The 23,718-nt window shown below is 38.5% G+C and carries 27 protein-coding genes and 1 riboswitch; of the genes, 13 read left to right on the top strand and 14 right to left on the bottom strand.

Annotated elements, in window-relative coordinates; translation table 11 throughout:
- Positions 1-10: 10 nt before the first annotated feature.
- From menB to menC, 3 genes are all read left to right on the top strand, one after another.
- Entirely contained in the window at positions 11-832 is an 822-nt protein-coding gene (menB, locus tag V7138_RS04120) for a 1,4-dihydroxy-2-naphthoyl-CoA synthase (RefSeq protein ID WP_335394493.1), read from the top strand.
- 78 nt (positions 833-910) lie between these two features.
- On the top strand, positions 911-2,389 hold the full coding sequence (locus tag V7138_RS04115; RefSeq protein ID WP_335394492.1) for an o-succinylbenzoate--CoA ligase: 1,479 nt from the start codon (positions 911-913) through the stop codon (positions 2,387-2,389).
- Positions 2,382-3,491, top strand: coding sequence for an o-succinylbenzoate synthase (gene menC, locus V7138_RS04110; protein ID WP_335394491.1), 1,110 nt, complete (start codon positions 2,382-2,384; stop codon positions 3,489-3,491). The genes V7138_RS04115 and menC overlap by 8 nt, the downstream gene beginning before the upstream one ends.
- Before the next feature lie 29 nt (positions 3,492-3,520).
- Here menC and zupT read toward each other — a convergent pair whose 3' ends face one another.
- From zupT to V7138_RS04095, 3 genes are all read right to left on the bottom strand, one after another.
- Entirely contained in the window at positions 3,521-4,330 is an 810-nt protein-coding gene (gene zupT, locus V7138_RS04105; protein ID WP_335394490.1) for a zinc transporter ZupT, read from the bottom strand.
- A 197-nt stretch (positions 4,331-4,527) separates the two neighbouring features.
- Entirely contained in the window at positions 4,528-4,689 is a 162-nt protein-coding gene (locus V7138_RS04100; RefSeq protein WP_335394489.1) for a DUF1540 domain-containing protein, read from the bottom strand.
- A gap of 94 nt (positions 4,690-4,783) precedes the next feature.
- Positions 4,784-5,713: a metal ABC transporter substrate-binding protein gene (locus tag V7138_RS04095; RefSeq protein ID WP_335394488.1), complete on the bottom strand. Its 930-nt coding sequence runs from the start codon at positions 5,711-5,713 to the stop codon at positions 4,784-4,786.
- A 211-nt stretch (positions 5,714-5,924) separates the two neighbouring features.
- Here V7138_RS04095 and V7138_RS04090 point away from each other — a divergent pair, with 211 nt between their 5' ends.
- Entirely contained in the window at positions 5,925-6,485 is a 561-nt protein-coding gene (locus V7138_RS04090) for a beta-class carbonic anhydrase (RefSeq protein WP_335394487.1), read from the top strand.
- Positions 6,486-6,633: 148 nt separating this feature from the next.
- Positions 6,634-7,401 (top strand): FixH family protein, encoded by a 768-nt coding sequence (locus tag V7138_RS04085; protein WP_335394486.1) that lies wholly within the window; start codon positions 6,634-6,636, stop codon positions 7,399-7,401.
- A gap of 17 nt (positions 7,402-7,418) precedes the next feature.
- Here the strand turns inward: V7138_RS04085 and yidD are convergent, their stop codons facing one another.
- Positions 7,419-7,658, bottom strand: a complete 240-nt coding sequence (gene yidD, locus V7138_RS04080) for a membrane protein insertion efficiency factor YidD (RefSeq protein ID WP_335394485.1) — start codon at positions 7,656-7,658, stop codon at positions 7,419-7,421.
- A gap of 151 nt (positions 7,659-7,809) precedes the next feature.
- On the opposite strand from yidD, the gene V7138_RS04075 reads away from it, so the two are divergent.
- Positions 7,810-8,283: an S-ribosylhomocysteine lyase gene (locus tag V7138_RS04075; protein ID WP_335394484.1), complete on the top strand. Its 474-nt coding sequence runs from the start codon at positions 7,810-7,812 to the stop codon at positions 8,281-8,283.
- A 34-nt stretch (positions 8,284-8,317) separates the two neighbouring features.
- Here the strand turns inward: V7138_RS04075 and V7138_RS04070 are convergent, their stop codons facing one another.
- A complete protein-coding gene (locus V7138_RS04070) occupies positions 8,318-9,781 on the bottom strand; it encodes an amidase family protein (protein ID WP_335394483.1) in 1,464 nt (487 codons plus the stop codon).
- Positions 9,762-9,935 (bottom strand): YtzI protein, encoded by a 174-nt coding sequence (ytzI, locus tag V7138_RS04065; RefSeq protein WP_335394482.1) that lies wholly within the window; start codon positions 9,933-9,935, stop codon positions 9,762-9,764. The genes V7138_RS04070 and ytzI overlap by 20 nt, the downstream gene beginning before the upstream one ends.
- A 168-nt stretch (positions 9,936-10,103) precedes the next feature.
- Between ytzI and V7138_RS04060 the strand changes: the two genes are divergently transcribed.
- Complete coding sequence (locus V7138_RS04060; RefSeq protein ID WP_335394481.1) at positions 10,104-10,544, top strand: Dps family protein; 441 nt, start codon at positions 10,104-10,106, stop codon at positions 10,542-10,544.
- A gap of 72 nt (positions 10,545-10,616) precedes the next feature.
- On the top strand, positions 10,617-11,633 hold the full coding sequence (gene ltaE / locus V7138_RS04055) for a low-specificity L-threonine aldolase (protein ID WP_335394480.1): 1,017 nt from the start codon (positions 10,617-10,619) through the stop codon (positions 11,631-11,633).
- Between the two features lie 165 nt (positions 11,634-11,798).
- Here the strand turns inward: ltaE and V7138_RS04050 are convergent, their stop codons facing one another.
- Positions 11,799-12,059: a DUF6154 family protein gene (locus V7138_RS04050; protein WP_335394479.1), complete on the bottom strand. Its 261-nt coding sequence runs from the start codon at positions 12,057-12,059 to the stop codon at positions 11,799-11,801.
- A gap of 180 nt (positions 12,060-12,239) precedes the next feature.
- On the opposite strand from V7138_RS04050, the gene V7138_RS04045 reads away from it, so the two are divergent.
- Together V7138_RS04045 and ytkD are read left to right on the top strand one after the other, a co-directional pair.
- A complete protein-coding gene (locus tag V7138_RS04045; protein WP_335394478.1) occupies positions 12,240-12,575 on the top strand; it encodes a hydrolase in 336 nt (111 codons plus the stop codon).
- Positions 12,576-12,647: 72 nt separating this feature from the next.
- Positions 12,648-13,136 (top strand): RNA deprotection pyrophosphohydrolase, encoded by a 489-nt coding sequence (gene ytkD / locus V7138_RS04040; protein ID WP_335394477.1) that lies wholly within the window; start codon positions 12,648-12,650, stop codon positions 13,134-13,136.
- Positions 13,137-13,156: 20 nt separating this feature from the next.
- On the opposite strand, the gene V7138_RS04035 is transcribed toward ytkD, so the two are convergent.
- Genes V7138_RS04035 through V7138_RS04025 form a run of 3 tightly spaced genes read right to left on the bottom strand, consistent with a single transcriptional unit; the run spans position 13,157 to position 15,720 of the window.
- Positions 13,157-13,966, bottom strand: a complete 810-nt coding sequence (locus V7138_RS04035; protein ID WP_335394476.1) for an ABC transporter permease — start codon at positions 13,964-13,966, stop codon at positions 13,157-13,159.
- Positions 13,944-14,723 (bottom strand): ABC transporter ATP-binding protein, encoded by a 780-nt coding sequence (locus tag V7138_RS04030; protein ID WP_335394475.1) that lies wholly within the window; start codon positions 14,721-14,723, stop codon positions 13,944-13,946. Before V7138_RS04030 ends, V7138_RS04035 begins: the two co-directional genes overlap by 23 nt.
- Positions 14,724-14,733: 10 nt before the next feature.
- On the bottom strand, positions 14,734-15,720 hold the full coding sequence (locus V7138_RS04025; RefSeq protein ID WP_335394474.1) for an ABC transporter substrate-binding protein: 987 nt from the start codon (positions 15,718-15,720) through the stop codon (positions 14,734-14,736).
- A 159-nt stretch (positions 15,721-15,879) separates the two neighbouring features.
- On the opposite strand from V7138_RS04025, the gene V7138_RS04020 reads away from it, so the two are divergent.
- Positions 15,880-16,686, top strand: a complete 807-nt coding sequence (locus tag V7138_RS04020) for an alpha/beta hydrolase family protein (RefSeq protein WP_335394473.1) — start codon at positions 15,880-15,882, stop codon at positions 16,684-16,686.
- Between the two features lie 27 nt (positions 16,687-16,713).
- Here V7138_RS04020 and pckA read toward each other — a convergent pair whose 3' ends face one another.
- A complete protein-coding gene (gene pckA / locus V7138_RS04015) occupies positions 16,714-18,303 on the bottom strand; it encodes a phosphoenolpyruvate carboxykinase (ATP) (protein ID WP_335394472.1) in 1,590 nt (529 codons plus the stop codon).
- Between the two features lie 269 nt (positions 18,304-18,572).
- Positions 18,573-18,735: riboswitch (SAM riboswitch) on the top strand.
- 275 nt (positions 18,736-19,010) lie between these two features.
- On the opposite strand from pckA, the gene metK reads away from it, so the two are divergent.
- Complete coding sequence (gene metK / locus V7138_RS04010) at positions 19,011-20,210, top strand: methionine adenosyltransferase (RefSeq protein WP_335394471.1); 1,200 nt, start codon at positions 19,011-19,013, stop codon at positions 20,208-20,210.
- A 74-nt stretch (positions 20,211-20,284) separates the two neighbouring features.
- Here metK and V7138_RS04005 read toward each other — a convergent pair whose 3' ends face one another.
- Positions 20,285-20,803, bottom strand: coding sequence for a gamma carbonic anhydrase (locus V7138_RS04005; RefSeq protein ID WP_335394470.1), 519 nt, complete (start codon positions 20,801-20,803; stop codon positions 20,285-20,287).
- Between the two features lie 126 nt (positions 20,804-20,929).
- On the opposite strand from V7138_RS04005, the gene V7138_RS04000 reads away from it, so the two are divergent.
- On the top strand, positions 20,930-21,994 hold the full coding sequence (locus V7138_RS04000; protein ID WP_335394469.1) for a tetraprenyl-beta-curcumene synthase family protein: 1,065 nt from the start codon (positions 20,930-20,932) through the stop codon (positions 21,992-21,994).
- 71 nt (positions 21,995-22,065) lie between these two features.
- Here the strand turns inward: V7138_RS04000 and V7138_RS03995 are convergent, their stop codons facing one another.
- Positions 22,066-22,638, bottom strand: coding sequence for a class I SAM-dependent methyltransferase (locus V7138_RS03995; protein WP_335394468.1), 573 nt, complete (start codon positions 22,636-22,638; stop codon positions 22,066-22,068).
- Entirely contained in the window at positions 22,635-23,594 is a 960-nt protein-coding gene (locus tag V7138_RS03990) for a TIGR01212 family radical SAM protein (RefSeq protein WP_335394467.1), read from the bottom strand. Before V7138_RS03990 ends, V7138_RS03995 begins: the two co-directional genes overlap by 4 nt.
- Positions 23,595-23,718 lie beyond the last annotated feature (124 nt).

The following is a 23,718-nucleotide window of genomic DNA, read 5'->3' as shown; positions in this document are numbered from 1 at the left end:
GGACAAGCTAATGGCTGCAGTTGAATGGGTAGCAGAACGTAAGTATGATGAAATCTTATATGAAACATATAATGGCATTGCAAAGATTACCATTAACCGTCCGCATGTAAGGAACGCATTCACTCCGAAAACAGTATCAGAAATGATTGATGCTTTTGCATATGCAAGAGATGATTCAAACATTGGGGTAATCGTTCTTGCTGGAGCAGGAGATGAAGCATTCTGTTCGGGTGGAGATCAAAAGGTTAGAGGACATGGTGGCTATGTGGGGGATGACCAGATTCCACGTTTAAATGTTCTTGATTTACAACGATTAATCCGTGTAATTCCAAAGCCGGTTGTTGCAATGGTTTCAGGCTATGCAATTGGTGGCGGGCATGTGTTACATGTTGTTTGTGACTTAACAATTGCTGCAGATAATGCGATTTTTGGACAAACTGGTCCAAAGGTTGGAAGTTTTGATGCAGGTTATGGTTCTGGATATCTTGCTCGTATCATCGGTCATAAAAAGGCACGTGAAATTTGGTACCTATGCCGTCAATATAATGCACAAGAAGCATTAGACATGGGACTAGTTAATACAGTTGTTCCACTAGAACAGCTTGAAGAAGAAACCATAAAGTGGTGTGAAGAAATGCTTGCAATGAGCCCAACAGCACTTCGTTTCTTAAAAGCAGCAATGAATGCTGATACAGATGGCTTAGCAGGTCTTCAACAAATGGCTGGAGATGCTACACTTCTTTATTACACAACAGATGAAGCGAAGGAAGGCCGTGACGCATTTAAAGAAAAGCGTAAGCCGGACTTTAAGCAATTCCCTCGTTTCCCTTAATATTTTTCTCGCAGCTTGATGAAGATTTCATCAAGCTGTTTTTTACATTTTAGTTTTACGCTAGGAGATTTGAAAAAGATGAATTCTATCGAGATTCCAAATTGGCTTAAGCAACGAGCTTCTTTAACACCCAATCGAATTGCCATTAAAACAGAATATGATGAAATTTCATTTTCAGATTTACATAAAAATGTAGTAAAAAAGGCTAATCAATTTACATTTGCAGGTATTCAACAAGGAGATATAGTTTCTGTCCTTATGAAGAATAGCGTCGAAATGGTGGAGATTATTCACGCATTAAAATATATTGGTGCAGTAACGGTACTCTTAAACACTAAACTAACAAGTACTGAGCTAGAATTTCAAGTAAGCGATTCAGAAACGAAAATGATCATAACTGAAGATGAATTAATTGAAAAAATAACCGACCTCGACATCGAAAAAGTACTGGTGAAAGAACTGCAACAATACCCAGAAAAAGAATGTAAGATCCAAGAATCCTATTCATTGGACCAAACTGATACCATCATGTATACCTCTGGTACGACAGGAAGGCCCAAAGGCGTAATCCACACCTATGGAAACCACTGGTGGAGCGCAGTTGGTTCCTGTTTGAATCTGGGGTTACACCAGGATGATTGCTGGTTACTCACGGTCCCTATGTTTCATATAAGTGGATTATCGATCTTGTACAGAAGTGTGATTTATGGAATTCCTGCTGTCATTCATGAAAGCTTTAATCCGATAAAGGCAAATGAGGCAATTATGAATCAAGGCGTGACAATTATGTCAGTTGTCAGTGTCATGCTTACAAGAATGCTTGAGGCATTAGGCGACGAAAAGTATCCAGAACGTTTCAGATGTATGCTCCTTGGAGGAGGACCTGCACCGAAACCATTATTAGAAGATTGCATAGAGCACAATATTCCTGTTTTCCAAACCTATGGAATGACCGAGACAGCATCACAAGTTGTTACACTGGCCCCTGAATACAGTATTTCAAAGCTTGGATCTGCTGGCAAACCCCTCTTTCCGGTACAAATCAAAATTGAAAAAGAGGGAGCACAGGCAAATCCATATGAAGTAGGCGAAATTATCGTAAAGGCACCAAATGTAACAAAAGGCTATTTAAATCGACTCGATGCAACGAAGAAGTCTATTGTGAATGGTTGGCTCTATACTGGAGATATTGGTTATTTGGATGAGGAAGGCTTCCTTTTTGTAATGGATCGCCGCTCTGATTTGATCATTTCGGGTGGAGAGAATATTTATCCTGCAGAGGTTGAAGCGGTTTTATTGGCTCATCCAAGTATAATTGAAGCGGGAGTAACAAGTATGGATGATGAAAAATGGGGACAGGTACCAGTTGCTTTTGTGCGGGTAGAAGAAGGAAGTCATGTATCGGAAACTGAAGTTATTGATTTTTGTTATGAAAAGCTAGCACGTTTCAAGGTTCCAAAATCAATCTATTTTGTTAATCGTCTTCCCCGTAATGCCTCAAATAAGCTATTACGCCGTAAATTAATAGACCTTATAAAGGATGAAAACAATGATTAAAGTAAACCAGGTTACGCTCCATCTCATAGAACAAAGCCTCCTTTCTCCATTTGTAACAAGCACGGGAAAGGTTGACAGCAGAGAAAGTATTCTCGTTGAAATGGAGGATATCGATGGTGTAGTTGGATGGGGAGAGGTTGTTGCGTTTTCGTCACCATGGTATACCGAAGAGACGATAAAAACATGCTGGCATTTACTTGAGGACTATCTAATACCGAAAGTTTTACAAGAAGAGTATGAACACCCTCAACAGCTACAAAAAAGCTTGCAATTTGTAAAACGTAACAATATGGCGAAAGCAAGTCTTGATATGGCGATGTGGGACCTTTATGCAAAAAAACAAGGAATTCCATTATCTAAAGCATTGGGAGGGACGAGAGAGTTTGTTGATTCAGGAGTGGTCGTAAGCATTGATACGACCGAACGTGTTTTGCATAAGATGGCTGAGCATGTAAAGTCAGGCTATAAACGAATCAAAATAAAAATCAAGCCTGGCCAGGATTATGAGCTTCTAAAACAAATTCGACGTGAGTTTCCAACCTTGCCATTAATGGTGGATGCCAACTCTGCCTATACATTAGAGGACATAAATAAACTGAAAGCCTTGGATGAGTTTAATTTAATGATGGTTGAACAGCCACTAGCGGAGGATGATATCTTTGACCACGCGAAGCTACAGGGGAAACTTTCAACCCCAATTTGTTTAGATGAAAGTATTACGTCAGCCGAAGATACAAGAAAGGCAATCGAAATGAAGAGCTGCCAAGTAATTAATATTAAAATCGGACGTGTAGGCGGCATCACTGAGGCAATCAGGATTCATGATCTATGTAAATCACATGATATTCCTGTGTGGTGTGGTGGGATGCTTGAAACCGGAATTTCAAGAGCACATAATATTGCCTTAGCAAGCCTTCCTAATTTCACGATTCCTGGAGATATTTCAGCATCCTCTCGGTATTGGAGGAAGGATGTGATCATTCCTGAAGTAATGGTTGAAAATGGAGGCATTGCCGTTCCAGATCAGCCTGGAATTGGATATCAAGTCGACCGTGAGTGGATTCAAGAAATAACGAAACAGATAAAGGTTTTGAGATATTAAAATATTCACGGCAATGCTTTGAATAAAGTTTATAAGATTAGCAATAGACTTAAGGCCATGACCGCCATACCTGCAATTAATCCGTAGATGGATAAATGGCCACTGTCATAGCGTTTCGATGCTGGAAGCAATTCATCCAGTGAAATAAACACCATAATTCCTGCTACAGCGGCAAAAATAATGCCGAACATCACATCATTTAAAAATGGCATTAAAATTAAGAACGCTACAATCGCCCCGACAGGTTCGGCTAGGCCGGAAAGGAAAGAGAGCTTAAAGGCTCTTTTTTTATCCCCTGTTGCAAAATAAACCGGTACGGCAACAGCAATGCCTTCAGGTATGTTGTGAATCGCTACGGCAATAGCAATGGCGATTCCAAGCCCTGGGTCTTGAAGAGCTGAGGTAAATGTTGCAATGCCTTCAGGAAAATTGTGAATCCCGATAGCCAGAGCTGTAAATGTGCCCATTTTTAATAATGCCGCATCTTCCCCTTTTGGTGAAGCGAGATTCATGTCTTCAACCTTTTTGACCTCATGTGGGTTGCTGCTTGCAGGCACAAATTTATCAATTACCGCAATTAATAGCATTCCCCCAAAGAAGCCTATCACGGTCATCCAGTTCCCCATTTGCTCCCCTAATTCAGATGTTAAGGCAACTTTTGCTTTGACAAATATCTCAATCATGGATACATATATCATAACCCCTGCCGAGAAACCGAGTGTCAAGGAAAGAAATTTCGTGTTTGTTCTTGATGTAAATAGGGAAATTAAGCTCCCAATACCAGTCGCAAGACCGGCAAAAAGCGTTAAGCCAAAAGCGAGTAATAAATTCTCATACATCGCTTATTCTCCTCTCAAGCTGTTTTTTTGTCTACATGAATAAATGTTTCCTTTGTGCAACTTTTAAAAGTATCATATGTTGATTTTTTTATTTTGTCAATTATTTTATTTCAAAAAATTCGACATGTTAAAAAAAGTAAGCCTAGATACAATCTAAAAAGACAGCTGACTCATCAGCTGCCTTTGTGAAAAATATTTTATATCTCGCCTTCTGGAACAAAGGTTTTACAATCTGTTTCCGTCTGCTCTGAAGCTGTTTTCCCTGAGTGGCTGACAACATAGATGGAATCAGCGCTACATTTATTGCCCTTTGCCCAGTAGTGACAATTATTCACTTCACATAATACATCTTGTGCCAATGCACTACACCTCATTTATAAGAATATTGTCGAGCATCTTTATTTTCTCCTTGAGAAGAGGTGTGAATGCAAGTAACATATCCCAAGAATGGTTTTAATTTAGCGCATTTTTTAACGTATCTAGATTTTCCCTCATTAAACTAAAATAATCTTCATTGCTTTCAATTTCTTGTTTTGTTACAGCCTCTAAATTGTGAAGATATAGACTTTCTGTATTGGTTTCGTTTTGAACTGTTTCCGCAATTTTTGATGATATATTTTGTTCGAATAGAATATACTTAAGATTGTGCTTCTTTACCACTTCGATGAGGTTTTTGAGTTCTTTTTGTGATGGCTCATTCGTTGGGGAATACCCCGTTATACTAATTTGTTTGATCCCATATCGAGCTTCCCAATAGCCATAAGCAGAATGTGCTACTACAATCTCTTTTCGTTTAGCGGAGTCCACAACTTCCTTGAAGTCTGTATTTAATGCTTCTAATTGTTCCTTTAATTTTGTGAAATTTTCTTCGTACATATCTTTAGCTGATGGATTTAAATCAATTAGGGCATCTTTTATATTTTCCGCAATTTGAATTGAATAAATAGGGTCCAACCAAATATGTGGATCGATATCACCATGATTGTGCTCATCATCTTGGTGGTCTTCTTCTTCCAAGTGTAAAAATTCTATTCCAGCTCCAGCTTCAATTAATGAAACTTTTTCGTCTTTCAGTGTTTTTTGGGCAGTAGTGACAAAGCCCTCCACACCAACACCTGTATATATAAAAGCATCTGCACTCGCGATATCTGTCATATCCCTTGGAGTTGGCTCAAATGAATGGGCATCTGATCCTGGTGGATATACACTTTTTACCGTAACATCTTCGCCACCTATTTTTTGTGCGAAATCTATTAAAGGAAATACGGTTGTATAAACCGATAGCTTCCCATCTTCGTTTGCTACATTTTTCTGTTCTGCTCCGCAAGCCGAAAGAAGGCTGATTAACAAAAGGAGCACAAAGTATCCGCTTATTTTTTTCATGTATTGTCTCCTCTCAAGTACCAAAAAGGCAACTGATTAAATTCTTTCATATTATATCGTAATAATTCCGATTTGAGAACAAAAAACTTTTTTAATAAACAATTTTATTTTTAGTATCTCAGCTATTTAAAAACCAATTACTTAAAAAGTTATTAATAATGACTAGTTTTTGATAAAATAAAATGAAATAAAGAGAAAAAGGTGATTGGAAATGACTCTATTGGATAATATATTGGATTTTAATAAAGAGTTTGTCGAAACGAAGGAATATGAAAAATATCATACAACAAAGCTTCCAAATAAAAGAATGGTGATCGTAACATGTATGGATACACGCCTTATAGAGCTGTTACCAAAAGCAATGAACATGAAAAATGGAGATGTGAAAATTTTAAAGGTTGCGGGTGCCGTTGTTTCCCACCCGTTTGGAAGTGTAATGAGAAGCATTTTAGTTGCTGTTTATGATTTGAATGCGGACGAAATTTGCATTGTTGGCCATCATGATTGTGGTATGAGTGCACTTGATGCAGATTCGATTTTACATAAAATCAAGGATAGAGGCGTTACTCAAGCAAAAATTGATACAATAAAGTATTCTGGAATTAATCTCGAAGAATGGTTTCAAGGTTTTAGTAGCGTGGAGGAAAGTGTCCGTCACAGTGTCGAAATGGTAGAAAATCATCCACTCCTTCCACAAGGAGTTCCTGTTCACGGGCTTGTCATAAACCCTGAAACAGGTAAACTAGATGTGGTTATTAACGGCTATAAGTAAGACAAAGGGGTCGAGTGTTTGACCTCTTTTTTATATTTTTGATTTTAAAAAAGCTAGGTTTGGTTAAGATGGATGAAGGGTGAATGTCATAAAAAATACACAGGAATAAATGGTCTTTTATTGTACCATGTAGTTGAGGTGAAGATAAATGAGAAAAACAGGCATTCTTTTTCTTTTCATGGCTGTATTTATGATGCTTGCAGCATGTAATAATGAAAAGGAAATAAAAAATACGAATACGGAAGAATTAGTTCCTATTTCAGTTGAAGTTAAGATTGACCCTGAAACAATAAGCCCAGGTAACGAAGTAACCCTCCACGCATTTGTAACACAGGGGGAAGAATCGGTTGAAGATGCGGACGAGGTTCAATTTGAAATTGCTCAAAAAGGCAGTGAGGAAAGCGAGTTTTTAGATGGAGAGCATACTTCTGATGGCGAATATACAGCTGTTAAAACCTTTGATGCAGAGGGTGTTTATTTTGTTACTGCCCACGTAACAGCTAGGAGCATGCATACCATGCCTAAGGTTGAGGTAGTCATTGGAAATCCCGATGTGAACGATGAGCCTGCAGATGAGGCAACAGAAAACAGTCATCATCATTCGGATGGGCATCATCATGGTACTGGCGATGTTACAATCGACTTTCCTTTAGAGGCTGACTATTCAAAAGGGAAAGCAAATACATTACAAGTAACTTTTGAGCAATCAGGAACTCCATTAACTGACGGAAGGGTACGATTTGAGATTTGGAAGGATGACGCGGATAAGCATGAGTTTATTGATGCAAACGAAATCAATGATGGCGTCTATCAGTCTGATTATACCTTTATGGATGTTGGTACTTACAACATTCAAGTTCATCTTGAAAAAGGAGAAATCCACGAACATCTTGAAAAAACCACTACTGTAAAATAAAGAAAGGAAGGCAAGCATCAATGCTGATGTTTACCTTCCTTTTTTTCTGGGACAAAATCAATTCCACCCGGATGAAGAGGATGGCATTTTACTAATCGTTTAATGGTTAACCAGCCACCTTTAATTGCACCAAAGCGTTTGATCGCTTCAAGCCCATATTGGGAGCATGTTGGATAAAAACGACAGGTTGGTGGTTTTAGTGGGGATATAAATTTTCGATAGAAACGAATAATTCCTATAAATAACGCTTGAAGCAATTTTTTCTACTTCCCTTACAGGTTTTTAATATTTATACTATACTATATGCGGTGGATAAAAGCATTTTATACGTTTAATTCTAATTAAATTGATGAAAAAAATCGGAATTAGCGTTATGATAGATATAGAATAAGTTAGGGAGTGAAGAGAATGCCATCAGTAGAAAGCTTTGAACTTGATCATAATGCCGTAAAAGCTCCATATGTAAGACATTGTGGTGTCCATAAAGTTGGGACAGATGGAGTTGTGAATAAATTTGATATACGTTTTTGTCAGCCAAATAAACAAGCGATGAAGCCAGACGTTATTCATACTCTTGAGCATTTATTGGCTTTTAATCTTCGTGAGCATTGTGAGAAATATGACCATTTTGATATCATAGATATCTCTCCAATGGGATGCCAAACAGGCTATTACTTAGTTGTAAGTGGGGAGCCTACTGTTTCGGAAATCATTGATTTGCTTGAAGCAACCATGCTAAGTGCCGTAGAAATAACAGAAATTCCAGCAGCCAATGAAACTCAATGTGGGCAAGCAAAGCTTCATGATTTAGATGGAGCCAAACGCCTAATGCGTTTCTGGTTATCACAATCAAAAGAAGACCTTCATAAAGTTTTCGGATAATCCAAAAGAACCTCAGCCATAATCGGCTGAGGTTTTATAGTTTTGGTGGAATACGATAGTTTGTTCCTTGCTCAAATGAATAAGCCAATTTAATTAATGAGCCTTCCGAAAAGGCGGTTCCGGTGAACGTAATTCCGACTGGTTCGCCTTCTGCAGTGTATCCAGCAGGAACCGTAATCGATGGATATCCAGCTTTAGCTGGAATGCCTGCTCCAATATTATTAGGAAACACAATCGCATCTAAATCGTGCTCTTGCAAAACATAATCGATTCCATTTTCTGTAGAATGGTATTGATCATTCTCGAGTGCTTCCAGATATTCTTTTTCTGTCAATGTACCACTCGTTTTTTCTGCTTCTTCTAAAATAAGTTGACCATATTTTAGCATTTTCCCTTCATTTTCCTTATTAAATTTGATAAGGTCAGCTAAATTACGAACTTTTATGGATGGGTCCAATTTACGTAAATAAGCGTTTAGGTCAACTTTAAATTCATAGGTCATGACATCGTGGTTCCACTTATTTCTAGAAGACGGAATTACGACATTTTCTATGATAGTTGCCCCAAGATCTTCAAGCTTTTTAAGGGCTTTATCCATAACTGCTCGTTTTTCTTCACTAAGGTAATCAAAATAAACCTCTCTCGCTATCCCAATCCTTGCACCTTTTAACCCATCAGCATCTAAATATTCTGTGAAATTAACTGAAGGCAAGGTTCGACTTGTGTATGTGATTGGATCACGTTCGTCTACTTCAGAAATTACGGATAACAGGGATGCTGCATCCTTCACCGTACGAGCCATAGGACCTGCTGTATCCTGTGTATGGCAAATTGGAATAATCCCAGCGCGACTTACTAAACCAACTGTAGGTTTAATACCTACAAGTGAGTTTTGACTAGAAGGACTTAAAATCGAGCCTGATGTTTCTGTACCAACTGCTACAACTGCAAAATTTGCAGCAATAGCCGAACCAGATCCCGCGCTTGAACCGCCAACATCAAACTTACCCGGTCCATAAGGATTTAATGTTTGACCACCTCGTGAACTATAGCCGCTAGGCATTCCATGCGTCATGAAATTCGCCCATTCAGTCATATTTGTTTTCCCTAATATAATGGCCCCAGCTTCTCTCAAAAGATAAGCAACATAAGAATCCTCTGGGGCATTTGACTCTGCCAATGCAAGAGAGCCTGCTGATGTATGCATCTTATCATTTGTATCTAAATTATCTTTAAGTAGAACAGGAATTCCGTGAAGTGGTCCGCGGGGACCGATTTCCTTTCGTTCTGCATCTAGCATCATTGCGATTTGAAGGGCATCTGGGTTTATCTCGATAATTGATTTTAATTCTGAGTCATAGCTTGAAATTCTATGTAAATACATGAGCACGACTTGTTTAGCCGTTAACTCATTTTTTTTATATTTTTCTTGGATGGAATCGATCGTTGCCTCAATTAACCAATCATTCGCTAAATCCTCAAGAATTTTGTTTTCCATCTGAATTCTCCTTATTTTCATGATGATTTAAATGTGGATTTTCTTCTAAGTCATCTACTGTGTGTTTGTACTGATATGCTTTAGAAGTTGTACTGACAGCTAAAAATAAGACAACGAACACAATAATGAATGAAATAATTAATACTGTAAGCATAGCAACCCCCTCTTATTTCTCCTTTCATTTTAACATGCCGCGAAGGTTGAAGGTATTGATATTCATTTAAAAAAGAAAAAGTATGTAGTTTATAAAAAAACAACCGAAAAATTTATGTTTCACTGTGTTAGAAAGGGGGTATGTTAACAAATAAGGAGGAGATTTTTCATGTCAACACAATTAATTGAAATCGTTAATAAGCAGGTTGCAAATTGGAGTGTCCTTTACATTAAGCTACATAATTACCACTGGTATGTGAAGGGTTCTCAATTTTTTACCTTGCATGTAAAATTTGAGGAATTATATAATGAGGCTGCTGTTCATATTGATGAATTAGCGGAACGCCTTCTCGCGATCAGTGGACGACCTGTTGCAACCATGAAGGAAATTCTTGAAATGTCATCTATTCAAGAAGCTAACGGAAATGAAAATGCAGAAGAAATGGTAGCGAACATTTCCAATGATTTTTCCATTCTAACTGGTGAGTTAAAGGAAGGCATGAAGATAGCGGCAGATGCCGATGATGAAACAACCGGTGATATGCTTCTCGCGATTCACCAAAATCTTGAGAAACATATTTGGATGCTTCAATCCTTCTTAGGAAAATAAAAAATAGTGTTCCCTTCTTTCTTGTAGAAAGAAGGGTTTTGTTCTATTTTATAAGTAAAGGGAGGAGAAAAAATGATTGATTTACGAAGCGATACAGTTACAAAGCCGACATCTGAAATGAGAAAAGCAGCCTATGAAGCTGAGGTTGGGGATGATGTTTATCAGGAAGACCCAACAGTGAACGAGCTTGAACGAACAGCTGCTGAGATGCTTGGAAAAGAAGCAGCATTGTTTGTGACAAGCGGAACGCAAGGTAATCAAATTGCCGTGCTGACTCACACCAAAAAAGGAAATGAAATTATTGTTGAACAGGAATCCCATATTTTTAATTATGAAGGGGCTGCGATTTCTGCATTTGCTGGGGTACAACCTCGTACAATTAAAGGAAATAGAGGAGCAATGGACCCATTGGAAGTCGAGGCTGCGATTCAGGAGGAAGATGTACATAACCCTGAAACAGGCTTAATTTGTATCGAAAATACACATAACAGAGCAGGTGGGGCGGTCATCCCACTTGAAAATATGAAAGCGATCCATCAAGTAGCATCTGCTAATCAAATACCTGTCCATTTAGATGGGGCTCGGTTATTTAATGCAGCAGTGGCACTCGGGTGTCATGTGAAGGAGATTGCTCAATATACGGATACCGTTCAATTTTGCTTATCAAAAGGGTTAGGTGCCCCAGTTGGCTCCATTATCGCTGGAAGCGAGGAGTTTATAAAACAAGCTAGAAGGTGGAGAAAGCGCCTTGGTGGTGGTTTAAGACAGGCAGGGGTCATAGCGGCACCAGCACTAGTAGCACTGCGGACAATGGTCGATCGTCTTGCACTTGATCATGAGAATGCTGCATTTTTAGCTGAAGGGCTCGGCAATATTAGCGGGTTGAACGTTATAAATCAGGTGGAGACCAATATAATCTTAGTGAATGTAAGTGAAAGAGGATTAACTTCTAGTCAGTATGCAGCCATGTTAAAAGAGCATGGTGTCTTAGTTTCAACATTTGGGCCTAAACTCGTGAGGTTTACAACTCATTATGATGTGAACAGAGAGTCAATTGAAAAAGCATTACAGATTGTTCGTAAACTTTAATATTTTGAGGATTGTCACGGGCATTGCTTTCGTGGACAATCCTTTTTTGATGGGAATTTATATTAAAATCGATAGAAGTCAAAAAAAATCGATAGAACGAAAATAAAACCGATAGCGGCACAAATACTGAATCGATCCCTCAAATAATAGAACGATTCTATATCTTTAATGGATATCCCTCAGTTCATCTACAGTCATCATCTTCGATTGGCCAATTCCATCACGGGCCATCTTCGCCTTTAGGTTTTCAATCATATAAAAACCGACTAAATTTCGTAATTCTTGGTCGGATAAATCGCTTAAAAGGTCAATCAGGTCTTCACGTGCAAATTGTTCAAGCACAGAGAAAGCAATAATGTCCGCATCCTCTTCGTCACCTGTTAATTTATCTCGATACATTTCATAAATTTCATCAATGATTTTCATCGTGTTTCCCCTTTGTTTGCTTTTATAAGATATCTTGGAAATTAGTATATGGGGGAATGTATCAAAAGATACTAATGGATTGAAAATAGGTAGGGAGTCCAGTTTCGCGGGGGAGTGCATATTTTTTGCACAGGAGGAAAAAGCTAAACTAACGGAATCACACGTTAGGAGTGAAATAAGTTGGAACAACAGCCAAGGAAAACCTATTATGTCTCTGTTGGAAGTGGCGAAATTTCTCAAGTGAAATCTGGGTCTACATGGGAGTACAAAATTGAAGCAACCGAAGATGAAGTTCGTCAATTGAGAAATCTGTTTGACGCAAACTATACAAATGAGGTTGAAAACTTTTTACGAGCACATGTGCCTTTTGTGGAGTATCATTATGATTCCTCCAATGATAAATATGACTCAAATATGCTGAAGATATATCAAATCATCAATCAACTGGGAGACCAAGAGGCAAAGAATTTTATTCAATCAGAAGGCATACTTGATGTATTAAAAACAATTGATTAAGCCACTTCTACATGAAGCGGCTTGTTTTTATGTTATTATAATAAAAAACCACTATTAATGGAGACTACCAATATGATTGTTTTTCAAGATATGTATCATAATGAAGTAAATTTATCGTTTACGCCAGATCCATTTTCCACTTACCCTAAGCATGTGTGGGTGATTTGTCGCTACAAGGACGATTGGCTATTAACCAATCATTCTGAACGTGGGCTTGAATTTCCTGGTGGTAAAGTGGAAGAGGGCGAAACACCTGAGGCTGCAGCGAAACGTGAGGTAATGGAGGAGACGGGAGCAGAAGTTTCGGAACTACAATATATTGGGCAATATAAGGTCAACGGAAAAGGGAAGACCATTATCAAAAATATTTATTATGCCGAAATTAAACGGCTTCTTGAGAAGAAGGATTATTTTGAAACGAAGGGTCCTGTTCTGTTAAAGGAACTTCCTTTCAATACGATTAAGTCTGATCGCCGCTATAGCTTTATCATGAAGGATGATGTCTTGCCTCGTAGCATTGAATACGTAGAAAATTACATAAAAACGAAGAAAGCTCCCTAGCATCAACTAGAAGAGCTTTTTTATTTGGAGTCTTTGATTAGCTTTCTTTCGAGAAATTCGACGCCTTGGTACATGAGAGTTGCACAAATGGCGATTAATAATAAGCTTAGGAAGATTAGTGTGAAATTGAATACCTGGAAACCGTAAATAATGAGGTAGCCTAGCCCTTGCTTTGATACGAGAAATTCTCCAACAATAACACCGACCCATGATAAACCAACATTTACTTTTAGTGTTGAAATAATTGCTGGGAAGGATGAGGGAAGGATTACATTTCGGAAAATTTGTTTCCGATTGGCACCAAATGTTAACAAGACTTTAATATAGTTATAATCTACTTCTTTAAACGAGGTGTAGACGACAATCGTTGTGATAATGATGGAAATAATGGCTCCCATCGCAATAATTGAAAGATAACCTGTTCCTAATGCAACGATTAAAATGGGGCCTAGCGCAACCTTTGGCATCGCATTTAGCACCACTAAATAGGGATCAAGGATATTTGATAGACGCTCTGACCACCATAAGATCCCCGCAATCAATGCCCCTAAGACTGTCCCTAAAATAAAACCAAGAACCGTTTCGAACAATGTAACCGCAAGATTATTTAACAATGACCCATCGTTGATTTTATCTAAAAAGAGAGACCAAATCTTTGATGGAGCACTAAAAATCAATGGGTCAATCCAATGTAATTGACTTGCAAGCTCCCATATTCCGAAAAAGACAATAAATATCAAGATTTGATAAAAACGAACCAGCTTTTTTTCTTTTTTAATCGACTGTAAGTAATTATTGTGCAGGTCTTTAATGTTCAGATTTTGTTTCAAGTTTATCTAGCTCCTCCCATATTTGCTGAAAAATATTTGAATACTCTGGGTGCTGTCTTGCATCAAATGGGGTCTCTTTCCGCAATGGTTCTGGAATATCAAATACTTTAGCAATTTTTCCTGGACTTTTCGAAAGGAGGTAAATTCGGTCACTCATGGCAATGGCCTCACCGATATCATGTGTAACAAGAATGGCTGTTTTGCGGTATTCCTTTAGTGTATCTGAAACGAGATCTTCTAATTTCAGTTTGGTTTGAAAGTCTAATGCTGAGAACGGTTCATCTAAAAGGAGAATTTTTGGGTTTGTCGCAAGGGTTCGAACCAAGGCAGCCCTTTGTCTCATCCCGCCTGAAAGCTGTTTTGGATATGCAATTTCTATCCCTTTTAAACCGATTTCTTCAAGTAAGGCCAAAGTATTTTTTCTTGATTGTTCAGTTTCTTGGTTCATGATTTGCAAGCCAACTAAGATGTTCTCCTCAATGGTCTTCCATGGAAACAAATAGTCCTGCTGCAGCATATAACCAATATCAGACTTTGCTTGTTTAATCATTTTTCCTTCTATCAAAACCTCTCCATATGTCGGTTCTAATAACCCAGCAATAATGGAGAGTAATGTTGTTTTTCCACACCCACTAGGGCCGAGGATGGAGACGAATTCCCCTTCCTCGATTGTGAGTGAAATATCTTCGAGTGCTTTCGTTGTAGAATCCTTTGTAAAATAAACATGGTGTATATCTTTTATAGACAAAAAGCTCATAGTAACACTCCTATTTTGAAGTAACTTTTTCTGCAATACTTGTGTTAACAAGCGTGTCATAGTCAATTCTCTTCGGTAATTCACCAGCTTCATCCATGATGTCCTGTAAGTTATTCCAAGCTTCCTCTGACAAAACAGGGTTTGTTGCGTAGGATCCTTGGTTTTTATAGCGTTCAATAGAGGACGTGATTAAATCAAGTGGTGTATCTGGGAAGAATTCTTGCACGGATTTTGCAATTTCTTCTGGACTATGTGAATCTACCCATTGCTGTGCCTTATAGACTGCACGTGTAAACTTTTCAACAGTATCACCGTGGTCATCAATAAAACTCTGCTTTGTCATAAACGTTGTATATGGAACTTTCCCAGATTCTTCACCGAAGGAAGCGACAATATAGCCACGCCCTTCTTTTTCAAAGAGACTAGCAGTTGGTTCAAATAATTGAACGAACTCACCCGTTCCAGAAGCAAAAGCACTTGAAATGTTCGCGAAGTCAATGTTTTGAATGAGATTCAAATCGCTATGAGGGTCAATGTCATGCTTTTTTAATACAAATTCCCCAACCATTTGAGGCATTCCGCCTTTACGTTGGCCAAGGAATGTACTATCTTTAACTTGGTCCCAGCTAAAGTTTTCAATATTTTCTCTAGCCACTAAAAATGTACCGTCCGTTTGGGTAAGGGCAGCGAAGTTAATGACAGGGTCGGTTGAGCCTTGTGCTTCCACATAAATGGATGTTTCAGAACCAACTAAAGCCACATCAGCACCGCCGGAAATTAACGCGGTCATGGTTTTATCTCCACCTGGTACGGTTGTTAATTCTATTTCTAAGCCCTCTTCTTCAAAAAATCCTTCTGTGATAGCCACATACTGAGGTGCATAAAACACAGAACGTGTTACCTCGGCAATTCGTATTTTTTGAACTTGTTCATTATTACAAGCGGCTAATGGGATAATAAGCAGTAATGCAAAAAGGCTAGCAAAAAAACGACGCATATCTTCTTTCCTCCTTGACAGATGATTATCTGCGTTAGTAATTTCTAAGATAGATTATGAAACGTGACAAAAATGTGTGAATGCCTATTTTTTCTTTTTTTATGAGGATATTTTAAAAGATTTTTCTAAAATAATGTAGTAGAGAGGAAGGATAAAATAGTGGATGGCACAATTATTGAAAAGCAAAGATTTCCGTCTCCTAATCCTGCAATTAATCTTTATTTAATTACATATCTGAGCAAAGGTTTAAAAATTAAAGGCTATCTTGCTGAGCCGAAGGAAGAAGGAGTATATGACGGGTTCTTATATTTGCGCGGTGGCATTAAAAATGTAGGTAAGGTTCGAATTGGCCGGATCATTCAATTTGCCTCAGAAGGCTTTGTCGTAATGGCCCCTTTTTATCGGGGAAATCAAGGAGGAGAGGGGAATGAGGATTTCGCTGGACATGACAGATATGACGCTTTTTCTGCTGTGAAAGTATTGGAAGAACATGAAAAAGTCAATCCAACGAGAATCCATGTTTTTGGTTTCTCACGTGGAGGCGTGATGGCCCTCTTAACAGCGATTTATCAACCTCAAATTTGTTCCGTCGTTTCATGGGGAGGCGTAAGCGATTTAAGCCTTACGTATGTAGAACGAAATGATTTGCGGCGGATGCTGAAGCGGGTGATTGGAGGAACGCCTACAAAATATCCGGAACGTTATAAATGGAGGACACCATTGTATGAAATTGAAAAGCTTGAAGCCCCAGTGCTCATTATTCATGGAGAAAAAGATAAAAATGTATCTGTCAATCATGCCTATCGATTAGAAAAAAGGGTAAGGGAGCTTGGAAAAGAGGTAGAGAGTTGGTACTTTCCACAACATACTCACTATTTTCCGCCTCACGAGAACCGAGAAACAGTGAGACGCTTAACGGAATGGTTGAAAACAAGGGAATCAAAAACGAAAAAGCTCGAGGGATGATTACCTCGAGCTTAAAAGCTTATTCATTTAAATTCTAGGTCCGCCCAATTGTTCAATTTCCTTTGGAACATTGGAGAATTTTTTGAAATTTTCTTTGAATTTTAAAGCCAATTCTTTTGCTTTTACATAGTACGTACTTTGGTCCGCCCATGTTTTTGCTGGTTGAAGCACATCATCAGGAACACCTGGAATATGAATCGGGATTTCTAATCCAAAAATATCATTTTTCACGGTCTCAGCATGAGTAAGTTCGCCTTCTAAAGCTGCTTGAACCATTGCGCGCGTATATGATAGCTTCATGCGGTTTCCAACTCCATACTCTCCGCCAGTCCAGCCAGTATTGACTAAGAATACTTGAACATTGTGCTCATCAATCTTTCTTCCAAGCATTTCGGCATACTCAGTTGCAGCAAGTGGAAGAAAAGGAGAACCAAAGCAAGTTGAAAATGTCGCTTCTGGTGCTGTAACTCCTCGTTCAGTTCCTGCAAGCTTACTCGTATACCCACTTAAGAAATGGTACATCGCTTGTTCTTTTGTTAGCTTGCTAATCGGAGGTAATACACCGAAGGCATCTGCTGTTAGGAATACGATGGTATTCGGGTGACCTGCTATACTCGGTACGATAATATTATCAATATTATCGATTTGGTAGGCAGCTCTTGTATTTTCAGTTAGTGAATTATTATCATAATCTGCAATTCTCGATTCTTCATCTACAATGACATTTTCTAAAACAGAGCCAAAGCGAATCGCGTCAAAAATTTGGGGTTCCTTTTCACGTGAAAGATTGATGCATTTCGCATAGCAGCCACCTTCTATATTAAATACGCCAGAGCTAGACCAACCGTGCTCATCGTCTCCAATTAGACGACGTTTTGGATCGGCAGAAAGAGTCGTTTTTCCTGTTCCAGATAGACCAAAGAAAAGTGCAACATCCCCTTCTTGGCCTACATTTGCAGAGCAGTGCATGGACAGAATATTTTGCTCAGGAAGTACATAGTTCATCACAGAGAAGATTGATTTTTTTATTTCACCAGCATACTCTGTGCCTCCTATTAAAACAGTTCTTTTTTCGAAGGAAATAATAATGAAGGTTTCAGAGTTTGTGCCATCGGTTTCCGGGTCTGCTTTGAAATTTGGTGCACTAATGACTGTGAATTCAGGTTGATGTGTTTTTAAATCTTCTTCGGTTGGCCGAACAAACATTTGCTGCGAAAATAGATTATGCCACGCATATTCGTTGATCACTTGAATTGGCATACGTACTTTTTTATCAGCTCCTGCATACCCATTGAATATAAAAATTTCATCTTTTTCCTTCAAGTATGAAAGTACCTTTGTGTAAAGGTTTTCAAATACAGCTTCAGAAATAGGTTTATTTACCTTACCCCAGTCTATTCGATCCTTCGTAGATGCTTCTTCTACGATGTATTTGTCTTCTGGTGATCTTCCTGTGTATTTCCCGGTAGTTGCACATACAGCCCCAGTCGAAGTAAGGATTCCCTCTTGTCTAGCGAGTACTTTTTCAACTAAAATAGGAACAGATAGGTTATGAAGTGCATTTTTTCCATTCACTAATTCTAATAGCTGCTCATTTGAAACTTCAACTGAATTCATGTAAAACCATCCTTTATTTTTTTTTATATAATCAAATTTTACAATTAGTATAACACATTAATAAAAATAGTCTATACTATTTAACGTATTTTACGTAACATATGTATAAAAAGTGCGTGCATAATCTAAAATAGTTCTTTATAATCCATTTGTTTTTAAAATTTGTCTTTTTCATAAATTAGCGTGATACACTTCAATATCAAATTTTATTGAAATTAGGTTGACATGAAAAGGATGACTGCGTTATGATATTTCATTGAACGGATACTCTCTTATCCCGAGCTGGCGGAGGGACAGGCCCAATGAAACCCGGCAACCATCACTTTTCTTGCATGGCAAATGAATTTTTGTGAAACCTATAAATAATAGGTCTCCTTTTCAAAAAGTGATAAGGTGCTAACCTGAGCAAGGCATGACCTTGATCGATAAGAGTGAAAGGCGAGATAAATGATAATACCTTTCCTCAAATAAGCAGGGAAGGTTTTTTATTTCTGTTATGAGAACCATTCATGTTTTAATCATGTTACTTATAGCGTTTATTTGTGTACATCACAGATAACTACTCAACGTATGCTGTATTATACTAGAAGGTTAATATAGGATAGAAAATCGTGAAGGTAACAATACTAAGGGAATGAGTACCGTATCAATGAATGTCAGAATTTGAAGATTATCAAATTCTGAATCCGAAAAAGGAGGAAGCGTTTGTGACAACTAGACGCCGTTTATTTACTTCTGAGTCTGTTACGGAAGGCCATCCAGATAAAATCTGTGACCAAATTTCAGATTCTATTTTAGATGCCATCTTAGCAAATGATGCAAATGCACGCGTAGCGTGTGAAACTTCTGTTACTACAGGTCTTGTACTTGTTGCGGGAGAAATTACAACCTCTACATATGTAGATATCCCAAAGATTGTCCGTGAAACGATTAAAGAGATTGGTTATACTCGTGCAAAATACGGATTTGACTATGAAACATGTGCAGTTTTAACATCGATCGATGAGCAATCTCCAGATATTGCGATGGGGGTTGACCAAGCGTTAGAAGCTCGTGAAGGTCAAATGACAGACGCACAAATCGAAGCAATTGGTGCAGGGGACCAAGGCTTAATGTTTGGTTATGCTTGTAATGAAACGAAAGAGTTAATGCCTCTTCCAATTTCATTGGCTCACAAGCTGTCACGCCGATTGACGAAGGTTCGTAAAGATGAGATTCTTCCATACTTACGTCCTGATGGAAAAACTCAAGTTACTGTTGAGTACGATGAAAATAATAATCCAGTCAGAATTGACACAATTGTTATTTCAACTCAGCACCATCCGGAAATCTCATTAGAACAAATTCAACGTAATCTAAAAGAACATGTCATCAATCCAGTAGTTCCAAGTGAATTAATTGATGAAAATACAAAATATTTTATTAACCCAACTGGGCGTTTCGTAATTGGCGGTCCACAAGGTGATGCTGGCTTAACTGGCCGTAAAATCATTGTTGATACGTATGGTGGTTATGCACGTCATGGTGGTGGCGCATTCTCAGGTAAGGATCCAACGAAAGTTGACCGTTCTGCTGCATATGCTGCGCGTTATGTTGCGAAAAACCTTGTTGCGGCGGGCTTAGCTGATAAATGTGAAGTGCAGCTTGCGTATGCAATCGGTGTTGCACAACCAGTATCTATTTCTGTTGATACATTTGGAACTGGTACAGTGTCTGAGGATGTACTTGTAGAATTGGTTCGAAACAATTTTGATTTACGTCCTGCTGGTATTATTAATATGCTGGATCTTCGTCGTCCAATCTATAAGCAAACTGCTGCATATGGTCACTTTGGCAGAAACGATCTCGATCTGCCATGGGAGCGTACCGACAAAGCAGAAACACTCAAAGCACAGGCTGTAAAATAAGATAAAAAAGCTCACCGATTTGGTGAGCTTTTTGGTTCTTACTTCATTTTTTAGTGTCGAGTTCAAGGCGCCGTTCACTTTTCTTTTTGTAATTGTTTATAATGCTTACCTTTTTCCACATATTCACGGCGAATTCTCGCCATGTCCTTCTTATCGTCGTCGTTTAGTTCACGAATTACTTTAGCAGGTCTCCCAAAGGCAAGTGTGTTTGGTGGGATTTTTTTACCTTGTGGAACAAGGCTTCCAGCCCCAATAAAGGCACCTTCGCCAATCTCAGCCCCATCCAGAATAATCGAACCCATCCCGATTAGGGCATTTTTACGGATAATTGAGCTATGGAGAATCACCTGATGTCCAATTGTGACATCATCTTCGATTATCAAAGGATTGTTTGGACTTTGATGCAGGGTCGAATTGTCTTGAATGCTTACTCTTTTTCCAATCAAAGTTGGTGCCACATCACCCCGGATAACGGTATTAAACCATATATTTGTTTCTTCCCCAATTTTTACGTCCCCCGTGACAGTTGCGTAATCAGCAATGAATACAGTGTCTGCAATTTCAGGATATTTCCCTTTGTATGGATAAATCATAATAGGTACATCCTTTCTTAATTGTTTGATATTCGATAAAAAATCAATTAAGGTTAGTGTATCAACTTTCATAAGTATCGTAAATTGACATATTATCGATGTTGCTAAAATTTAGAGGTGATATCTATGGTTCCAACACAACCAATTAGTTTAATGAAGAAAGTGTATAGTGAGGTATTTCCAATTGTCCATCGTGAATTAGCGGTTTGGAAAAGGAAAGCGGAGGAGATACCAAATGAAGAGCTTCGCAAGCAGGCCTTGGCAAGTATCGATTCAAAAACCTTTCACTGTGAAGGCGGATCTATCCTTGCTTTACTTTCAGAAGGAAAAATAGAGGAATGTATTCGTTTTATTGTTGCGTATCAAACGATTAGTGACTATCTAGATAATCTCTGTGACCGCAGCACCTCATTAGACCCTGTTGATTTCCGTTCACTTCATGATTCCATGCCGGATGCATTACAGCCAGGGCAGCCAACAAAAAATTATTATCAATACCGCGATGAGCAGGATGATGGTGGCTACTTAGAAAGCCTAGTTAAAACCTGTCAGGATGTTCTTCAAAACATTAAACATTACGATAAAATAGCTGATTATTTACAGGAGCTAGCCAGTTATTATTGTGACCTTCAAATACATAAGCATGTAAAAGTAGAAGAGCGTGTACCGAGGCTCGAGAGCTGGTTTAAAAGCCATCAAGATCATCTTCCAAGTATGGCATGGTATGAATTCTCAGCTTGCTCTGGTTCAACACTGGGCATTTTTTGCTTAGTTGCTTACGCGTTTCATGAGGAATTCAAAGAAGAAATTGCGGTTAAAGTTCGAAATGGTTACTTTCCTTACATACAAGGGCTCCACATCCTTCTCGATTATTTCATTGATCAAGAAGAGGACCGCCAGGGTGGGGATTTAAACTTCTGTTTTTACTATTCACATGAAAACGAGCTAGTCGACCGCCTTAAACATTTTATCAATGAAGCGGATAAGCATACAGCCGGTTTGCCAAATGAAAAATTCCATCGAATGATCAATCGTGGCTTACTTGGTCTCTATTTATCAGATGAAAAGGTTCGAACACAGCGAAGTGTCTTAAAAATTGCAAAAAAAATGATTAGGCTTGGCGGGAAGACGTCCTTTTTCTTTTATGTGAATGGACGGGCTTACCGCAAATTTCAGCATGTATTTGGATAAGAAAAGCTCCAGGCGCCCGCTTATCGGCGCCTGGAGCTAGACATTGAAACAACGTAAAGCATTTTGGTGCTCTATCTTTTTTCGATTGCGATAATAAACGGCGGATTATTCATTTGATTCATAAATCGGTACATTAGTACATGGGCACGATTTTGATCAAGTGTTGAACAATACTCTATCAGACGATCTCGTTCAAGAGCCCCTTCTTGATGACCGTGATAGACAACAAGGACAATAACACCTTCAGGTTTCATAAGAGATAGTAATTGCTCAATCGCTTCAATCGTGGAATCTGGCTTTGTGACAATTTCCTTGTTGCCACCAGGCAGATATCCCAGATTAAAGACGGCACCTGCAATTTTGCCATGGGCTTCTGTTGGGATTGTCGTTAACATTTGATTATGGCTTTCATGAAACAAGCTAACACAATCCAATAACTCTTCATCTTTGAGACGGGAAGTTGTATTTTCAACCGCTTCTTTTTGAATATCAAAGCCGAAAACACGTCCACTTTTACCCACTAAAGAGGCAAGGAACGCAGTGTCGTGGCCATTACCGATCGTTGCATCAACGGCATAATCGCCCTCATTAACAGCATGTTTTAGTAAATTCCGGGCAAATGGAAGAATTCGATCTAGTTTCATACGTTTTCCTCAGCCTTATAATATTTTCCTTGATAGCTATTTCGCCGTTTTAGTTCAGAATCGATTGTATTTAGAACCTCCCATTTATTCACACTCCACATCGGTCCTACCATTAAATCGATTGGTCCATCACCTGTTATGCGGTGAACAATCATTTCAGGGGGTAAAATTTCAAGCTGGTCACAAACTAATTGTACATATTCATCAAAAGATAGGAATTCCAAAAGCCCTTTTTCATATTGCTTTACCATTGGCGTACCTTTTAATAAATGTAGCAAATGAATTTTGATTCCTTGCACATCAAGCTTCGCCACTTCTTTAGCTGTCTCCATCATCATTTCTGGTGTTTCTTGTGGCAGTCCATTAATTATATGGGAACAAATTCGAATATTATGTTTGCGAAGCTTATTAACCCCATCGACATAGCATTTAAAGTCATGAGCACGATTGATAAGCTGAGCTGTTTTTTCATGTACGGTTTGCAAGCCGAGCTCGATCCAAAGATAGGTCCGTTCATTTAGCTCTGCTAAATATTCTACAACATCCTCGGGAAGACAATCAGGTCTTGTTGCAATGGAAATACCGACAACTCCTTCTTGATTTAATACAGGCTCGAATCGTTCGCGCAATACCTCAACGGGTGCGTGGGTATTTGTGAAGGCTTGGAAATAGGCCATATATTTACCGTCTTTCCATTTTTCATGCATTTTATTTTTTATCGTATGAAATTGTGTAAGAATATCATCCGCACGGTTTCCAGCAAAATCGCCAGATCCCGAAACACTACAAAAAGTACAGCCCCCATGTGCAACTGTACCATCTCGATTTGGGCAGTCAAACCCTCCATCAAGAGCTAATTTAAATACCTTATGTCCAAACGTATTTCGTAAGTGATAATTCCATGTATGATATCGTTTAGTATCTGTTGAATATAAAAATGGATTATTCTGAGGCATTTATTCGCCCCTCCTAACTAAGAAAAATACCTATGTTAAAGTTTAACATGCACTCTTTAAAGAACTCAAATGGAAAATTCGAAGATCAAAGACTAAGAACGCTACATCCTGTGGCAACATCCTT

Source organism: Bacillus sp. JJ1533 (assembly GCF_036965045.1).
GTDB lineage: Bacteria > Bacillota > Bacilli > Bacillales > Bacillaceae_L > Ferdinandcohnia.
Note: the sequence above shows the minus strand (reverse complement) of the source record. Positions and strands in the feature narration are given on the sequence as shown.

Excerpts from the sequence above, each read along its gene's own strand:
- V7138_RS04060 (WP_335394481.1), top strand. The coding sequence starts at position 10,104 with ATGTCAACACAATTAATTGAAATCGTTAATAAGCAGGTTGCAAATTGG.
- menC (WP_335394491.1), top strand. The coding sequence starts at position 2,382 with ATGATTAAAGTAAACCAGGTTACGCTCCATCTCATAGAACAAAGCCTC.
- V7138_RS04000 (WP_335394469.1), top strand. The coding sequence starts at position 20,930 with ATGGTTCCAACACAACCAATTAGTTTAATGAAGAAAGTGTATAGTGAG.
- V7138_RS04075 (WP_335394484.1), top strand. The coding sequence starts at position 7,810 with ATGCCATCAGTAGAAAGCTTTGAACTTGATCATAATGCCGTAAAAGCT.
- V7138_RS04030 (WP_335394475.1), bottom strand. The coding sequence starts at position 14,723 with ATGAGCTTTTTGTCTATAAAAGATATACACCATGTTTATTTTACAAAG.
- V7138_RS04115 (WP_335394492.1), top strand. The coding sequence starts at position 911 with ATGAATTCTATCGAGATTCCAAATTGGCTTAAGCAACGAGCTTCTTTA.
- V7138_RS03995 (WP_335394468.1), bottom strand. The coding sequence starts at position 22,638 with ATGAAACTAGATCGAATTCTTCCATTTGCCCGGAATTTACTAAAACAT.
- V7138_RS04070 (WP_335394483.1), bottom strand. The coding sequence starts at position 9,781 with ATGGAAAACAAAATTCTTGAGGATTTAGCGAATGATTGGTTAATTGAG.
- V7138_RS04005 (WP_335394470.1), bottom strand. The coding sequence starts at position 20,803 with ATGATTTATCCATACAAAGGGAAATATCCTGAAATTGCAGACACTGTA.
- V7138_RS04025 (WP_335394474.1), bottom strand. The coding sequence starts at position 15,720 with ATGCGTCGTTTTTTTGCTAGCCTTTTTGCATTACTGCTTATTATCCCA.
- pckA (WP_335394472.1), bottom strand. The coding sequence starts at position 18,303 with ATGAATTCAGTTGAAGTTTCAAATGAGCAGCTATTAGAATTAGTGAAT.
- V7138_RS04090 (WP_335394487.1), top strand. The coding sequence starts at position 5,925 with ATGACTCTATTGGATAATATATTGGATTTTAATAAAGAGTTTGTCGAA.
- ytzI (WP_335394482.1), bottom strand. The coding sequence starts at position 9,935 with ATGCTTACAGTATTAATTATTTCATTCATTATTGTGTTCGTTGTCTTA.
- zupT (WP_335394490.1), bottom strand. The coding sequence starts at position 4,330 with ATGTATGAGAATTTATTACTCGCTTTTGGCTTAACGCTTTTTGCCGGT.
- ytkD (WP_335394477.1), top strand. The coding sequence starts at position 12,648 with ATGATTGTTTTTCAAGATATGTATCATAATGAAGTAAATTTATCGTTT.
- ltaE (WP_335394480.1), top strand. The coding sequence starts at position 10,617 with ATGATTGATTTACGAAGCGATACAGTTACAAAGCCGACATCTGAAATG.
- menB (WP_335394493.1), top strand. The coding sequence starts at position 11 with ATGGCTGCAGTTGAATGGGTAGCAGAACGTAAGTATGATGAAATCTTA.
- V7138_RS04085 (WP_335394486.1), top strand. The coding sequence starts at position 6,634 with ATGAGAAAAACAGGCATTCTTTTTCTTTTCATGGCTGTATTTATGATG.
- V7138_RS04050 (WP_335394479.1), bottom strand. The coding sequence starts at position 12,059 with ATGAAAATCATTGATGAAATTTATGAAATGTATCGAGATAAATTAACA.
- V7138_RS04095 (WP_335394488.1), bottom strand. The coding sequence starts at position 5,713 with ATGAAAAAAATAAGCGGATACTTTGTGCTCCTTTTGTTAATCAGCCTT.
- V7138_RS03990 (WP_335394467.1), bottom strand. The coding sequence starts at position 23,594 with ATGCCTCAGAATAATCCATTTTTATATTCAACAGATACTAAACGATAT.